Annotated in this window: 15 protein-coding genes and 2 pseudogenes; 11 read left to right on the top strand and 6 right to left on the bottom strand. The window is 63.2% G+C overall.

Features of this window, described 5'->3' with window-relative positions; translation table 11 throughout:
* Positions 1–54: 54 nt before the first annotated feature.
* Both zapE and H1204_RS10145 read left to right on the top strand, forming a co-directional pair.
* Positions 55–1,152, top strand: coding sequence for a cell division protein ZapE (gene zapE, locus H1204_RS10150; protein ID WP_180728198.1), 1,098 nt, complete (start codon positions 55–57; stop codon positions 1,150–1,152).
* A gap of 158 nt (positions 1,153–1,310) precedes the next feature.
* Positions 1,311–1,763, top strand: coding sequence for a transposase (locus H1204_RS10145; RefSeq protein WP_180728197.1), 453 nt, complete (start codon positions 1,311–1,313; stop codon positions 1,761–1,763).
* 121 nt (positions 1,764–1,884) lie between these two features.
* Here H1204_RS10145 and H1204_RS10140 read toward each other — a convergent pair whose 3' ends face one another.
* Both H1204_RS10140 and H1204_RS10135 read right to left on the bottom strand, forming a co-directional pair.
* Entirely contained in the window at positions 1,885–2,370 is a 486-nt protein-coding gene (locus H1204_RS10140; protein ID WP_180728196.1) for a DUF2147 domain-containing protein, read from the bottom strand.
* Positions 2,371–2,550: 180 nt separating this feature from the next.
* A pseudogene (locus H1204_RS10135) lies at positions 2,551–3,552 on the bottom strand (ShlB/FhaC/HecB family hemolysin secretion/activation protein); the annotation flags it as partial.
* Between the two features lie 41 nt (positions 3,553–3,593).
* Between H1204_RS10135 and H1204_RS10130 the strand changes: the two are divergent.
* Both H1204_RS10130 and H1204_RS10125 read left to right on the top strand, forming a co-directional pair.
* Positions 3,594–3,854 (top strand): annotated as a pseudogene (locus tag H1204_RS10130) (helix-turn-helix domain-containing protein); the annotation flags it as partial.
* A gap of 48 nt (positions 3,855–3,902) precedes the next feature.
* Positions 3,903–4,616, top strand: a complete 714-nt coding sequence (locus tag H1204_RS10125; protein WP_180728195.1) for a DUF2968 domain-containing protein — start codon at positions 3,903–3,905, stop codon at positions 4,614–4,616.
* 264 nt (positions 4,617–4,880) lie between these two features.
* Here the strand turns inward: H1204_RS10125 and H1204_RS10120 are convergent, their stop codons facing one another.
* On the bottom strand, positions 4,881–5,054 hold the full coding sequence (locus tag H1204_RS10120; RefSeq protein ID WP_180728194.1) for a hypothetical protein: 174 nt from the start codon (positions 5,052–5,054) through the stop codon (positions 4,881–4,883).
* A gap of 280 nt (positions 5,055–5,334) precedes the next feature.
* On the opposite strand from H1204_RS10120, the gene H1204_RS10115 reads away from it, so the two are divergent.
* On the top strand, positions 5,335–5,562 hold the full coding sequence (locus H1204_RS10115; RefSeq protein ID WP_180728193.1) for a hypothetical protein: 228 nt from the start codon (positions 5,335–5,337) through the stop codon (positions 5,560–5,562).
* 78 nt (positions 5,563–5,640) lie between these two features.
* On the opposite strand, the gene hfq is transcribed toward H1204_RS10115, so the two are convergent.
* A complete protein-coding gene (gene hfq / locus H1204_RS10110) occupies positions 5,641–6,087 on the bottom strand; it encodes an RNA chaperone Hfq (RefSeq protein WP_180728192.1) in 447 nt (148 codons plus the stop codon).
* 517 nt (positions 6,088–6,604) lie between these two features.
* Between hfq and H1204_RS10105 the strand changes: the two genes are divergently transcribed.
* From H1204_RS10105 to H1204_RS10080, 6 genes are all read left to right on the top strand, one after another.
* On the top strand, positions 6,605–6,754 hold the full coding sequence (locus H1204_RS10105; protein ID WP_180728191.1) for a hypothetical protein: 150 nt from the start codon (positions 6,605–6,607) through the stop codon (positions 6,752–6,754).
* A 33-nt stretch (positions 6,755–6,787) separates the two neighbouring features.
* Entirely contained in the window at positions 6,788–7,306 is a 519-nt protein-coding gene (locus tag H1204_RS10100) for a sigma-70 family RNA polymerase sigma factor (RefSeq protein ID WP_042315018.1), read from the top strand.
* Between the two features lie 10 nt (positions 7,307–7,316).
* On the top strand, positions 7,317–8,111 hold the full coding sequence (locus tag H1204_RS10095; protein WP_180728190.1) for an anti-sigma factor: 795 nt from the start codon (positions 7,317–7,319) through the stop codon (positions 8,109–8,111).
* Positions 8,112–8,357: 246 nt separating this feature from the next.
* Complete coding sequence (locus H1204_RS10090; protein WP_180728189.1) at positions 8,358–8,819, top strand: hypothetical protein; 462 nt, start codon at positions 8,358–8,360, stop codon at positions 8,817–8,819.
* Between the two features lie 145 nt (positions 8,820–8,964).
* Positions 8,965–10,545 carry an FAD-binding oxidoreductase gene (locus tag H1204_RS10085; protein WP_180728188.1) on the top strand — a complete coding sequence of 527 codons (1,581 nt, stop codon included), beginning with the start codon at positions 8,965–8,967 and terminating at the stop codon, positions 10,543–10,545.
* A gap of 22 nt (positions 10,546–10,567) precedes the next feature.
* Positions 10,568–10,960, top strand: a complete 393-nt coding sequence (locus H1204_RS10080) for a hypothetical protein (RefSeq protein WP_180728187.1) — start codon at positions 10,568–10,570, stop codon at positions 10,958–10,960.
* On the opposite strand, the gene H1204_RS10075 is transcribed toward H1204_RS10080, so the two are convergent.
* Entirely contained in the window at positions 10,961–11,932 is a 972-nt protein-coding gene (locus H1204_RS10075; protein ID WP_180728186.1) for a DUF1571 domain-containing protein, read from the bottom strand. It lies immediately after the preceding gene.
* A 61-nt stretch (positions 11,933–11,993) separates the two neighbouring features.
* Positions 11,994–13,742 carry an AMP-binding protein gene (locus H1204_RS10070; RefSeq protein ID WP_243468613.1) on the bottom strand — a complete coding sequence of 583 codons (1,749 nt, stop codon included), beginning with the start codon at positions 13,740–13,742 and terminating at the stop codon, positions 11,994–11,996.
* Positions 13,743–13,860: the final 118 nt, after the last annotated feature.

The following is a 13,860-nucleotide window of genomic DNA, read 5'->3' as shown; positions in this document are numbered from 1 at the left end:
GACGAAGGCGGGTGGGTTGAATCCCTCCCGCCTTCTTCATTGCTGCCTCACACAATGAACGTCACCGAATACTACGAACAGGAACTGCAGACCCGGGGATACGAGTCTGATCCGGCCCAACGCGCGGCCGTCGATCGTCTGCAACAGTGCTATGAAGAGTGGGCTGCGTATAAGGCACGTCGTCCGAACGCCTTTATGAAGCTGATCATGCACCCTGATCTGCCGAAGGGTGTCTATATGTGGGGCGGCGTAGGGCGCGGAAAGAGCTTCCTGATGGACAGCTTTTACGCAATCGTGCCGCTCGTGCGTAAGACGCGTCTGCATTTTCACGAGTTCATGCGAGAAGTGCATCGCGAACTCGAAGAACTGAAAGGGCAGGCCGATCCGCTCGACGAACTCGCACGACGTATAGCGAAGCGTTATAGGCTGATTTGCTTCGACGAATTCCACGTGTCCGATATCGCGGACGCGATGATCCTGTACCGGTTGCTGGATCGTCTTTTCACGAACGGCGTCCAGTTCGTGATGACGTCCAACTACGATCCCGATCTGCTCTATCCCGACGGCCTGCATCGCGACCGTCTGCTGCCCGCCATCGAACTGATCAAGAGCAAGCTCGACGTGATCAACGTCGATGCTGGCATCGATTACCGGCGGCGCACGCTGTCGCAGGTCGAGGTGTATCACACGCCGCTCGGCGCAGCCTCCGACAAGGCGTTGCGCGACGCATTCGGCAAGCTCGCGGCCGTGCCCGACGAAAGTCCGCTGCTGCACATCGAGAAGCGCGAATTGAAGGCGCTGCGCCGCGCGGACGGCGTCGTCTGGTTCGATTTCGCGACGCTGTGCGGCGGCCCGCGCTCGCAGAACGACTATCTCGAACTGGCGAGCCGCTTCCACGCGGTGATTCTGTCCGGCATTCCGCAGATGACGCCTCGTATGCAGTCCGAAGCGCGTCGTTTCACGTGGCTGATCGACGTCTTTTACGATCACAAGGTCAAGCTGCTGATGTCGGCTGCCGTACCGCCCGAAGAGCTCTACACGGAAGGGCCGATGGCCAACGAGTTCACGCGCACGGTTTCACGTATCGTCGAGATGCAGTCGCAGGAATATCTGGATGCGCCGCGGCGGATCGTTGATACATCGTTGACCTGATCAAATTCCTTCCTGCGGCCGCCCCGTTTGGGATAGCGCGATACGCGCTGAACCATGTGGCAGCGGCTGGCGATGCATTTTCAAGATTCGGATTGGTCTGATATTCGGTAGTGGGGCGACTCTATATCGTCGAAATACTCTTGACGAATGGAGAACCCATGACCCCCTATCGCGATATCAGTGATGAAGAATGGCAGCGCATCGCGCCGCTGCTGCCGGAACTGCGTCCACGTTCCGAACTGCGCGGACGTCCTCTTGCCAACACCCGCTCCGTGCTCAACGGTGTGCTCTGGGTGATCTACAGCGGCGCTACCTGGTCCGCCATGCCGCGCAAATACCCGTCGTATCAAACCTGTCACCGGCGCTTCAAGGCGTGGCATCAGGCTGGCGTCTTGCAACGTGTGATGGACCAACTGTTCGGCGACGCAAGCGGCGAACTGTGCAACACGATGGAATCCCGGATGCGCACTCATGCGCCGAACGTGGCCACGGCCGCGAACGATACTGCGCAACCGTCCGTGCCCGCCATGCCGCTGTTCACGCCGCCGTCTGTCGTGCCCGCGGCACCGCTGGTGTTCGACTACACCAGTCCTTTCAAGAACGCGGCATGACGGATCGAACGAATTGAGCGCGCACGACAACAAAAAGCCGGTCTGGCGAGACTAAACGCCAGACCGGCTTTTTTACGTCCTGCTGCGGCGCTCGCCGAAAAGCGAGCACTGCGCGACCACCTCAGTTCTGGCGAATCCACGTCTGCGAACGCCCCAGCAGCGATACGCCGATATACCCGCGCACCACCAGCTTCTGTCCACCGTCTTCGACGTGCATCTTGCATTTGTAGAGCTTGCCGTTCTCCGGGTCGAGAATCTGCCCGCCGTCCCAGCCTTCGCCGTCCTTTTTCATATCGTCGATGATCGTCATGCCGAGAATCGGCTGATCCTTGCGCGCGTCCGTGCAGGCGGTGCAGCGGCGATCCGGCTGATCGTTCGGGCCGAGCCCCTTGATGACCTTGCCGCTCAGTCTGCCGTTCCCGTCCTGCGTGATCTGCACGAGTGCTTTGGGCTGACCCGTGTGATCGTCGATGGTTTGCCATGTGCCGACAGGCGTGTCGGCTTGTGCGAATGCCGTGACGGCGCCAGCGAGCAGCGCACCGGCCACGACAGCCTGTTTCAACGTAGTGCCGAGCGCAAAGCGCGCGCGCCGGGTGAGTGATGTCATTGTCGTCCTCCTTGTTGAAAATCGTCGCGATGAATGTCGCGCGGCGCCGTGTGAGTGCTGATGCGAGGCGGCGCCATGCCTGTCTTTCGATGCATGAGAGAAGGCAGAATACGTGAAAGTATCCGCCCCATTTGATAGTGAATGCTCTAATGGGTGCATGTTCTTGCAACGTTGCATGAGTCAGTTCAACTGATATGAGAACGTCGCGTTGATGCGCGGACTGCGCGACGCGCTCTCGACGGGCGCATCGCCGACCGCCTTCGCGACGGACAGATCGAGGCTGTAATACTTCGCGTCGGAGATTCGAAAGCCGAGCGCCACCGAAGCAAGTTTCTTCGGCTTCGGCGTGCCCGCATGCAGACAGACGCGCGCCATGTCGAACGAAACATACGGTGTGAACGTGCGCAGATACGTGAAGCCGAGTGCGATCGCGCGATTGATTTCGATCGACGCGCCCCAGCCCGAATCGCCCGGTCTCTCGCCCGGTTGATAGCCCTGCGCGAAGCGTTGCGCGCCGAATGAAATCTGCTCGGAGGTCGGCAGCGAGTCGGGGCTATATTGGCCCGTCGCGGCGACCGTCGTGCCGATGCCGAGCGGCCACTCGTTGGTTTGCGAAAAGCTTGCGCCCGTGCGCACGAAGGTGATCGAAGCGGGATTGACGGTTGTCGTGCCGGGGATGTTCGAGTCGCCGGCCTTGCCCGCGCCGAGTATGTCGAACGCCTTCGCGACGTTGATGCTGGCATTGCGCGCCTGGCCCGTCTGCACGTCCGCGTAGTCGGCCTGCAACTGCAGCACGCGCACCTGCGACCGCAACCCGATCGTCGCGCCCGTGATCGTATTGTTGAAACGGTCTTCATCGTGCGAGGCGTAGGCCGTGACCGTTCCCGAGAGACTGCGCGCGTTGCTCAGGATGAACGGATACGACAGCGAGCCGCCGATCCTGTCGTTGATCGCCGTCCGCTCGACGTACGACGGCAAGCCAGGATTGTCCTTCGGATTGCCGCGATAGTGGGAGGCATCGATCTTCGCAGTCATGCCTTCACTGCCGATGGGTAGCGCGCCATGCGCCGCGAGATAGGTGACATTGCCGCGCCCCTTCGGCAGCAGCGCCGACACGCTCAACTGCTCGCCGAGCGACGTGAGCCCGTTCTCCGTCGTCGTCAGCAACCCTTGCACGCCGGGCAGGAGGCCCATCGCGTTGATATAGCGCTCGAAGGTCGTGTGATGCGGCGCGGCTGCACCGGCTGCTTGCCGTTGCGCGCAGCAGTCAGCCTGTGCCTGCCGAGAGCGTGGCGGAAGTGCTCGTCGATCGCAGCAAGTGGGATATGGCGGAGCGCAGCCGCGTGCTCGCCGCGCTCGATGCGAACAGCTGGCGCCGCCAGGACACGGCGCAATACCTCGGTATCAGCCGCAAGGTGCTGTGGGAAAAGATGCGTAAGTACCAAATTTTCAACGAGGAACCCGAAACGCGTGAAAGTGAGTAATAATTGAACGCTTTTGCAAAACTAAAACACGACACGAGCAGAAATTACATGGACCAGAAGTCGAAAGTTCGACACATCGTGATGTCGGCAATGATCGTTTTCGGGGGCGTTCAAGGGGTCTACGCGCAGAGTTCTGCCAGTAACGGCACGGACGACGCAGCGGGTGTGATCGCTGCGCAGACGACGCCAGCTGCTGCTCCCGTCGCTGCGGCCAGTCAAACGATTGCGCTCACGCCGGACGAGGCGAAGCAGTCGGCGACGGGCAATGTCGCGGAACTGCAACAGAAGATTCACAGCGCCGACCTCACCGAATTGCGCACGACCTACAACAGCAGCTACGGGGCAAGCCTGTTGTTCTATGGCAAGGACATGACGTACTACGTCGCGCTCTTCCAGCAGAAGAACTTCTGGCGCGTCATCAAGACGCAGGACGAAGCGCGCGCCGAGCAGATCTACCGCGACTTCGCACGTCAGACGGCGCAGCTGTCGGATGTCGAAATCCGTCGCACCAAGCTCGAAGCGCAGAAGGCGTACACGGATCACCTCGTCGCACTGTCGCAGGAACGCGCGAACCGTCTGCAGGCCGACCTGAACATCGCGCACGAGCAGCAGACCATCGTCAACAGCATGCAGCAGCAGACCCGTGCGGAAGCCGTGGCGCTCGCGCAGCAGAAGGCGCAGTCGCAGGAGCAGTTGCGCGCGGCGCAGCGTCAGGTGCGCGATCTGCAGCGTCAGCTCGAAAGCGGCTTGCCGGTGCACTGACGTTGCAAGAGCCGCGCTGGCCTCCGACGGCTTTGCGGCTCGCCCAGCGTGCTTGACGGGAGCCTCGCCGCGCATGTGACGCGGCGAGGGTCCGTTCGTCTGCGCCGCTGTCATGCGGTTGCGTCGACACAGGCGGCGATAGCAACGTGAACCGTGCATGCAAGTGCACGGCGCGCTCGTCATCGGTCAACAGGCCGTCTTCATCCATCCCGCGTGCGCGCACCGTCCACGCGGATGGCACATCTCGCCTCGCAACTGCCTTCCTCAGCGCGACTTCTTCTGCTTGCCCTTGCGGCTTGCGTCGTCCTCGTCCTGGTCGGGATCGACCGCAATCGGGTCGCTGGCGGGAAAGGTCTCGTCGAGTGCCTCGTCGAGGCGTTCGTCACTGGACGGATGTGTGTCGGTTGACTTCGGGGTGGGGTGTTTCGAAGTGGACATGACAGGCTCCCCTACATAGATTGAAGTCAGCATAGCGCAAACAGGCTATCGAAGCCGCCTGGGCCAATGGCATAGGTCAAACGCACATAGAACAGGCACCGAACGCACGCGGCGTAGCGCGAATCGCACGCGGAGCAGCGACTCAGGTTGAAGATTGCGAAAGCATGTTGTAGGTTCCATACAGGCCAATGGAATTTCTCGCGGGATCGTTCGTTATTACGGTGTCACACGACGCGGCGCACACGAAAGCGCCGGGCGCGGCTGACTTACGAGGGCGAACATGCAACCGAACGGATATGGCAACGGACAGCGCTTGAACGCGACACATGTTGTCGAATCGGAACTGGAGCATCTGGAGTGGGCAATGCGTCAGCCGATGGTGCGTCTGCTGAATGCCCGCTACTGGCAGCGACGGGTACTCGAAGTGAAGTGCGGGTATGAACTGACTGCCCAGCAGGGCGTGCGGATCGAGAGGATGCTCAAGCAGCTGGCCAGTCGTCCCGGCTAGCCAGCCGCCCGTGTTGCATTGCAGGCGCGCCGGGTGCGCGCCTCATTCTGCCGTTAAGCCTGTCTGGCTCATGCGGCCTTATTCAGTGCCGCCGCCGTTGTTACCCTGATCGTTACCGTTATTGCCTGCGCCGTACAGACGTCTGCGGCGGGTGACGACCACGGGAGCGTCCGACGACGAAGACCGGTCCGACGGCCCTTGCGATGCGCCATACGACTCACGCGGCTCCCGGGGCTCGCGGTGTTCACGCGAGCCGTGCGGACCGCGTGCGGAATGCTCGCCATGCGACGGCCGTCCTGCGCGCGGCGTGGGGCGCGTGCCCGTGTCGAGCTGGATCGTGGAAATGGCGCGCTTGTAGATGCCTTGCAGCCCGACGGGCGTGCGCAGCATCACCAGATACTGGTCGAACGACTCAATGCAGCCCGTCAGGCGAATGCCGTTGACGAGGTAAATCTCGACGCGCTTACGTTCTTTGCGCGCTGCGTTCATAAAGTCGTTTTGCGGATGCGATTCTGCGGAAGGCATGGACAATTGTGTGTAGAGAAACGGTTGTTCGCCGTGATTTTACCCGTTGTCGCTTTATGGCGACATGACGGGTTGGAAACGTCGAACGGGGTTGACGACCACTATAACCACTTGTGGGCGCGGAAGCATCCTTTAAAGATCAAGTGTAACGTGGAGTTACCAAATCAATGCGGCGCTATGCGCGCCAGCCAACGTTCACGGGCGATTGAAGGCGCCGGACGGCGTCGATACGCACGCTCGTTCCAGACGAAAGTTGTCGCCATTCGCGAATGCCGCGGAATAAAACGCCCGCCACGAGCGTTAATCGGTCAGGCATCGCACGAAAGCCGCGAAGCCGTGAGATGGCAAGACGGAAGCATCGGCAGCACGCATCGGAAATCGGCGTCCGTCTTTGCAGAACGTTGCCTCAACTGTCCAATGGGTCACCGGCGTCGCGTCATCTGTCGCTCGCGTCCGTGCCGCCGGTTCAACGCATGGCTGTGCGATACGTCGCGCCTCGCCGTGCAGGAGGTTCTACATGAAAGTGTCCAGACTGGTATCGGCTGTATTCGTCGTGCTCGCGCTCGGGGTGGCGTCGCTCTCGCTGACCGCGTGTCAATCCACGGGCGATATGACTCCGTCGGGTGGGAGCAGCAGCGGCACGAGCGGCAGCGGTGGCGGCTATTGACGATGCCTGTGCTCGCATGAAAGCTTGCGCCGGGTGAACTTCGAAGCGGAAGTGATTTCGTGGCTCCCGCAGTTGCGGCGCTATGCGCGTGCGCTGACGGGCGACCCAGCTTGGGCGGACGATCTGGTTCAGGATACGGCCGAGCGCGCGCTCGCGCGCTGGAAGGGCTTTCGCCCCGACAGCAATCTGCGCGCGTGGCTGCTGACTATCCTGCGGCACCTGTATATCGACCAGCTGCGGGTGCGCCGCGAAATCGCCGTCGACGACGAGAGCGCGCCATGGCGCAATCTCGAAGCGCCGCGCGGCGAAGTCGACGGTCTGGTATTGCGCGATGTGCAGCGCGCGCTTTATTGTCTGCCCGTCGAGCAGCGCGAGGTGATGTTGCTGGTTTGCGTGGAGGAGTTGAGCTATCAGGAGGCGTCCGTGGCGCTTGGCGTGCCGATTGGCACGGTGATGTCGCGGCTGTCTCGCGCCCGCGAGCATATGCGGGCACTGTTGACGGAAGGGCCCGTCCACAAGTCGCCGTCGCTGAAAGTGGTGAAGGCCAGGTGAGAAGCGCGCAATGAACAACGACGAAAACACTACCGGTTCCGCGAACGCGCCAGATCTGCGCGCGCTGTCGGCATTCGTCGACAGCGAGTTGCCCGAGCACGAGCGCGCCGCCGTGCGCGAGCATCTGGCGCGCGACCCGCAAGCGTCCGCGCAGGTCGCGTCGTGGCGCGCGCAGAAGGCCGCGCTGCAGGCGCTGTGCGGCGCGCCCGAGCGCGAGGAGCCGCCATTCATCGTGCTGCGCGCGCGCATTCCGTGGTGGCGCCGGGTGGCCGTCGCCGCGTGCTGGCTCGCCGTCGGCGCGGGGCTGGCGCTTGCGCTCGGCCCGCTGGTGCCGCGCCTCACGGGCGGCGGCAATGGCGACGTGATGTCGTTCGCGCGGCGCGCGGACATCGCGTATGCCGTCTATACGCCGGAGCGCCGTCATCCCGTCGAGGTGGCGGCCGCCGAAGAAGAACATCTGATCAACTGGCTGTCGAAGCGCCTGAACCGCCATCTGTCCGTGCCGTCATTGCAGGAGTACGGCTATACGCTCGTCGGCGGACGGCTGTTGCCGGGCGAGGCGGGTCCCGCCGCGCAATTCATGTACGAGAACCAGAGCGGCGCGCGGCTCACGCTCTACGTGACGGGCATCCCGAAGGACGAGACCGCGTTCCGGCTGTTCCGCGACGGCAACCGGCGCACCTTCTACTGGATCAGCGACCACATGGGCTACGCGCTGTCCGGTCCGATCGAGGAAAACAAGCTGCGCTCGATCGCGATCGAAGTGTGCGGCGAACTCGGCGGCCGTCCGGAGACGTGGCAGTAACCGTCGCGCCGCATCGTCTTTCCAGACGCCGGAAACATCGTGTAACACGATGCGCGTCGCCGCTTCCCGCGCAACAGGAATAGCGCCTTGAGCACAAGCGTTTAAGTTGTGCAGGCGCGTGATTTTTCGCTTCCGGCGAATTTGCAGCGGCCATTGGCAGCGCGTCCTGCAAGGCGAATCGATGGCGTCTTCACGGCGACGGCACGCGAACGTGCCGCGACACCGCACCGTCGGGCAGGACACATCATGCGTACTTTGTTTGGACTCGGCGCGACGCTGTGCGTGTGCGCCGGATGTGCAGTGCCGGCTTCACCGCCCGTTGCCGCGCAAGAGCCGCTCAACGATCAGATGACATGCCGCAACATCGTCGGCCAGGCGGAGATCGACGGCACGATGCAGCAGATCAGCGGGCTCGCTTGCCAGCAGCCAGATGGGACATGGCAGATCCAGCAGGGCGGCGACGCGGCCGCCGTCATCTATCCGATTCCCGCCTATCCTTACTATGACCCCTGGTATTGGGGGCCGCCCGTCGCCGTGGGCTTCGGCGCGTCGTTCGTGTTCGTCGACCGGTTCCATCATTTCCATCACATGAACCACGTGCATTGGGGGCAGCCGGGCGGATTCCACGGCACGGGCGGCATGCACGGCTGGGGTGGCGGTCACACGTGGAGTGGCATGGGTGGCATGGGCGGCGGCCATCGGCGTTGATCGTGCGCGATGCGTGTCGTGTCGCGCGAACGCCTTTCGCCGCGCTTTGGTGGCCCTGGTTGAACGCCAGTCGTGAACAAACCCGAACGAGCTACATCCAGCAACCCGGCCAGCCGATACCGCTTCGACACGACGAGAGGACACCTTGACACGCATCCTGCCGCCGGACCTTTCCGCCGCGACGTTCGACCGCGCGCTCGCCGCCTTCGAGGCGATCGTCGGCGCGACGCAGGTCGCGTCGTCGCCGGCAAGCCTTGCGCCCTATGCCGATCCGTTCGCGCCGGGCTCGCAGGCGGCATTGTTCGTGCCGTCGGCTGCGCTGTTGCCCGCGAGCGTCGACGAGATTCGCGCGGTCCTGCGCGTCGCGAACGAGTACCGCATTCCGCTCTGGACGGTGTCCACAGGACGCAACTTCGCGTATGGTGGCGCGGCGCCGCGTTTGCCGGGATCGGTGGTGCTGGATCTGCAGCGCATGAACAAAATTCTCGCCGTCGACGAGCAGCTCGCCTATGCGCTCGTCGAACCCGGCGTCAGCTACTTCGATCTGCATCATCATCTGCGCGAGCGCGGCTACAAGCTGTGGGTCGATCCGCCCGCGGCGGGCTGGGGCAGCATCGTCGGCAACACGCTCGAACGCGGCTTCGGCACGACGGCCTACGGCGATCACGCGGCAGCGCAATGCGGGATGGAAGTGGTGCTCGCGAATGGCGACCTCGTGCGCACGGGCATGGGCGGGATTGAGATCGGCACGTCGTGGCAGGCGTTCAGGTATGGCTACGGGCCGTCGTTCGATCCGATGTTCATGCAGTCGAACTACGGCATCGTCACGAAGATGGGCGTCTGGCTGATGCCCGCGCCGAGCGCGTATCTGCTGGGCGAAATCCAGTTTCAGCGCGACGACGATCTCGAAGCGGTCGTCGAGACGTTGAGGCCGTTGCGGCTGAACGGCACGATCGCCAACCAGGCGGTGATCGAAGGCGCGCTGCGGCGGGCGGCGGGCATCGGGCCACGCTCGCAGTGGTATCAGGGCAAGGGCGTGATGCCGGAGAGCGCGATCGCGTCGATGACCGAGGCGCTGAAAATTGGCCGCTGGAATCTGCATTACGCGCTCTACGGCGAGCGCGAAGTGATCGATGCGCAAGAGGCGATCGTGCGGCGCGCGTTTGGCCGCATTCCGGGCGCGCGCATGCTGTCGAAGACCTATGACGGCAGCGCGGAGCCGGAGGCGGGCGGTGATCGCAATCTCGCCGGCATTCCGGGCATGACGGCGTTTCGCATGCTCGACTGGCGTGGCGGCAGCGGCGCGCATGTCGACTTTTCGCCCGTCTGTCCGGCGACGGGCCGCGACGCGATGCGTCAGTATTCGATGGCCAAAGCGCGCGCCAACGAATACGGCTTCGACTACTACGGCGGCTTCACATCGGGCGAGCGGCATCTGCATCACATCGCCGCGGCGATCTTCGACAAGAGCGACGCGCGGCAGAGCGAACAGGCCGCCGATCTGCTGCGCGCATGGATGAGCGACGCGCACGGCGCGGGTTACGGCGAGTACCGCTCGCATCTCGTCTACATGGACTTCGCGGCGGCGCGCTACAACTTCAATGACGGCGCCGTGCTGCGGCTGTCGGAGACGATCAAGGACGCGCTCGATCCGACGGGGATTCTGTCGCCGGGCAAGCAGGGCATCTGGCCAAAGGCGTTTCGCAACTGGCGCGGATACACGTGAACCATGAGCATGAGGGCATGACATGCAGCGGCGCACATTCATCGCAACGGGCGCATGGCTGTCGGCGGCACCGGCTTTCAGCGTGCCGTGGCTTCATCTGGACGGGATGCGCGCCGACCTCGCGCTGATCGACACGGCGCTGCCCGAATCCACGGCGCTGAGCGAGCACGCCGCGCGCATGCGTCTGCCCGTTTTCGACGTGAGCGCCACGCCGCACGCCGATATCGCCGCGCTCTGGTATGACGCGCTCGCGCCGCGCGCAATGCGCTCGGGCGGACGGCTGACACTGGTCGGTGTCACGCGCGCCGCCGACTTCTTCGTGCTCGCGCGGCTCGCGCTGCCACCCGCCGCGCCCGTCACGCACGCGCGCAGCGTGCCGCAGCGCGCGTCGGTCGCGTTCGCGCTGACGACATGATCAGAACCGGTACTCGGGGTTTTTTGGATCGAACGCCATGTCGTCGAAGGTCTTCGGCGTGATCGTCAGGAACACGATGCGTTCGAAAATCTGTCCGTCGTTGCCGTACGATTCGGCCATCCGGAAATACGGGTGCTGCAGATCGAGGCCGAGCACTTCCTTTTTCGCGTAGTACTCGGGCTGGCCCGTCGGCGTTTCGTAGGTGAAGGCAATGACGCGCACGCCGTCGATGGTTCGCACGTCGATCTCCGCGGGCCGCGTGATGCCCACGTTGGCGAATTTCTTGCCTTCGTCGAGAAACTGCTGGGCAATGAACTCGGTGCCGAGATCGCGCACCTGATGGTTCGACTGCGAGCGCGCCAGCGTGCCGTTGATCGACGTCCACAGCGGGATGAGGTTGAAGATGCCGCCGAGGTGGCCGTACATCGCGTCGGCGCGCTTCGACGCGTCGTAGATGATTTCCTGGCCTGAATGCGGGCCGTCGGGCAGCCATCGCCCGTAGATGCGCATCGGCTCGTGCGTGAGCCGCACGAGCATATGATCGGGCCGGCGCGGCCAGATGCCGCGAATGCGCTCCTGGCGCAGCATCGTGAACTCGTACGACGGGTAGCCGTTCGGTCCTTCCTCGATATAGCGCGGCACCGTGAGCGGATCGAACGATTCGAACAGCGCGACGAGCTGCGCGTCGTCCATCTGTTCGAGCGCGCCGCTTTGCGCGGCGTTGCGCAGCCATTTGACCTGCTGCTCGAGCGGCAGCTTCGCGGCATTCGCGACGGCCTCATTGGCGCCCAGCGTGACCTGCGGGGCGATATGCGCGGCGAGCGCGGACGCATCGTTCTGCGCGGCGGCGGCCCCCGCGATCAACACGCAGGCCAGCTGTGCGACGAACAGCGATATCCAGCGCGAGCCAGCACGCCAGCGACGACTGAACCGGTAGCGCGAACGCTTTTCCACAAACTCCGGGTAACGCATCAATCGCTCCCAAAAGCGCGGAAGGCTTCGCCATTGCTACGCGGTCAGGCGCGCGAAACCGTCACGAGGTTGTCTGCTTTGCCAGCTCCTGAGCGCGCAGCTCGCGCCGCAGGATCTTGCCGACATTCGTTTGCGGAAGCTCGTCGCGGAACTCGACGACCTTCGGCACCTTGTAGCCCGTCAGATTCTTGCGGCAATGCGCGATCACCTGTTCCTCGGTGAGCGAAGGGTTGCGCCGCACGACGAACACTTTCACGCGTTCGCCCTGCGCGACGTCGGGAATACCGATCGCGGCCACTTCGCGCACATCGGGGTGCATCGCGATGACGTCCTCGATCTCGTTCGGATACACATTAAAACCCGACACAAGAATCATGTCTTTCTTGCGGTCGATCAGCCGGATATAGCCGCGCGAATCCATCACGCCGATATCGCCTGTCGCGAGCCAGCCGTCGTCGTCGAGCACCTTCGCGGTTTCGTCGGGACGGTTCCAGTAGCCTTTCATCACCTGCGGGCCTTGCACGCACAGTTCGCCCGGTTCGCCGATATTCGCCCAGCTGCCGTCGTCCTTGCGAAAGCGCACCTGAGTGGACGGCGCAGGCAGGCCGATCGAGCCGTCGAACTCACGCATGTGCTTGAGATCCACCGGGTTCATCGACACGATCGGCGAGCATTCCGTCAGCCCATAGCCTTCGATGATCGGCTTGCCCGTCACCTCGCGGAAACGGTCGGCCACGGCCTTTTGCATCGCCATGCCGCCCGCCATCGCGAGCTTGAGCTTCGAGAAGTCGCGCTGGCGGAATTCTTCGTTGTCGAGGAACGCGTTGTAGAGCGTGTTGACGGCTGTGATGCCCGTGAAGGTTTCGTTGCGCAGGATCTTCATCACCATCTTGATGTCGCGCGGATTCGCGATCAGGATGTTGCGCCCGCCCAGTCCCATGAAGATCATCGCGTTCACGGTCAGCGAGTAGATGTGATAGAGCGGCAGCGGCGTGAGCACCGTTTCGATCTCGTCGGTCAGCTGGCCTTCCGCCCACACCTTCGCCTGCAGCAGATTCGCGACCATGTTCTGGTGCGTGAGCATTGCGCCTTTCGCGACACCCGTCGTGCCGCCCGTGTATTGCAGGAACGCGAGGTCATTGGGGGAAATCTGCACGGGCGCGAGCGTGCGCTGGTAGCCCGTTGCGAGCGCATCCAGCAGCGGCACGGCTTGCGGCAGGTTGTACGCGGGCACGAGCTTCTTCACGTGGCGCAGTATGAAGTTGATCAGCTTGCCTTTCAGATTCAGACCGTCCTTGAGCAGATCGCCGAGACCCGTGACGATCACGTTCTGCACGCGTGTGCCCGGCAGCGAGTCTTCGACGGTCTTCGCGAAGTTCTCGAACACGATGATGGTCTGCGCGGCGCTGTCCTTCAGCTGATGCGACAGTTCGCGCACCGTATAGAGCGGGTTCACGTTGACGACGATCGCGCCTGCCTTCAGCGTGCCGAACAGCGCGATCGGATACTGGAACGTGTTCGGCAGCATGATCGCGACGCGGTCGCCGGGCTTCACGCCGATGCTCTGCAAGTAGCTGGCGAACGCCGTCGCCTTGCGCGCCAGTTCGGCGTACGTGAGACTTTCGCCGACGCTCACATAGGCGACGCGCTCGCGAAAGCGCGTCGTGCATTCGTCGAAGAACTCGACGAGCGACGCATACTGCGACACGTCGATCTCGCGCGGCACATCGGGCGCATACGATGCATACCAGATGCCGTCCGTGTTCGGCGCGCGCTGCGCATGCGTCTGGGTTTGCGTCTGGGTTTGCATCTGCGTCTGCGTGGGTTGTGATGTCGTCGGCTCGGTCATAGCGGTGTCTCCCGGTGTACTAGCTTTGTCGTTGTATGTGTCGTGTGCATGAATCGTACGGGTACTGATGGCGCGCGAT

The organism is Paraburkholderia sp. PGU19 (assembly GCF_013426915.1).
Lineage (GTDB): Bacteria > Pseudomonadota > Gammaproteobacteria > Burkholderiales > Burkholderiaceae > Paraburkholderia.
The sequence above is the reverse complement of the archived record's forward strand: the minus strand, read 5'-3'. Positions and strand labels throughout refer to the sequence as shown.

Coding starts and splice junctions, on each gene's coding strand:
- zapE (WP_180728198.1), top strand. CDS start 55: ATGAACGTCACCGAATACTACGAACAGGAACTGCAGACCCGGGGATAC.
- H1204_RS10145 (WP_180728197.1), top strand. CDS start 1,311: ATGACCCCCTATCGCGATATCAGTGATGAAGAATGGCAGCGCATCGCG.
- H1204_RS10140 (WP_180728196.1), bottom strand. CDS start 2,370: ATGACATCACTCACCCGGCGCGCGCGCTTTGCGCTCGGCACTACGTTG.
- H1204_RS10125 (WP_180728195.1), top strand. CDS start 3,903: ATGGACCAGAAGTCGAAAGTTCGACACATCGTGATGTCGGCAATGATC.
- H1204_RS10120 (WP_180728194.1), bottom strand. CDS start 5,054: ATGTCCACTTCGAAACACCCCACCCCGAAGTCAACCGACACACATCCG.
- H1204_RS10115 (WP_180728193.1), top strand. CDS start 5,335: ATGCAACCGAACGGATATGGCAACGGACAGCGCTTGAACGCGACACAT.
- hfq (WP_180728192.1), bottom strand. CDS start 6,087: ATGCCTTCCGCAGAATCGCATCCGCAAAACGACTTTATGAACGCAGCG.
- H1204_RS10105 (WP_180728191.1), top strand. CDS start 6,605: ATGAAAGTGTCCAGACTGGTATCGGCTGTATTCGTCGTGCTCGCGCTC.
- H1204_RS10095 (WP_180728190.1), top strand. CDS start 7,317: ATGAACAACGACGAAAACACTACCGGTTCCGCGAACGCGCCAGATCTG.
- H1204_RS10090 (WP_180728189.1), top strand. CDS start 8,358: ATGCGTACTTTGTTTGGACTCGGCGCGACGCTGTGCGTGTGCGCCGGA.
- H1204_RS10080 (WP_180728187.1), top strand. CDS start 10,568: ATGCAGCGGCGCACATTCATCGCAACGGGCGCATGGCTGTCGGCGGCA.
- H1204_RS10075 (WP_180728186.1), bottom strand. CDS start 11,932: ATGCGTTACCCGGAGTTTGTGGAAAAGCGTTCGCGCTACCGGTTCAGT.
- H1204_RS10070 (WP_243468613.1), bottom strand. CDS start 13,742: ATGCAAACCCAGACGCAAACCCAGACGCATGCGCAGCGCGCGCCGAAC.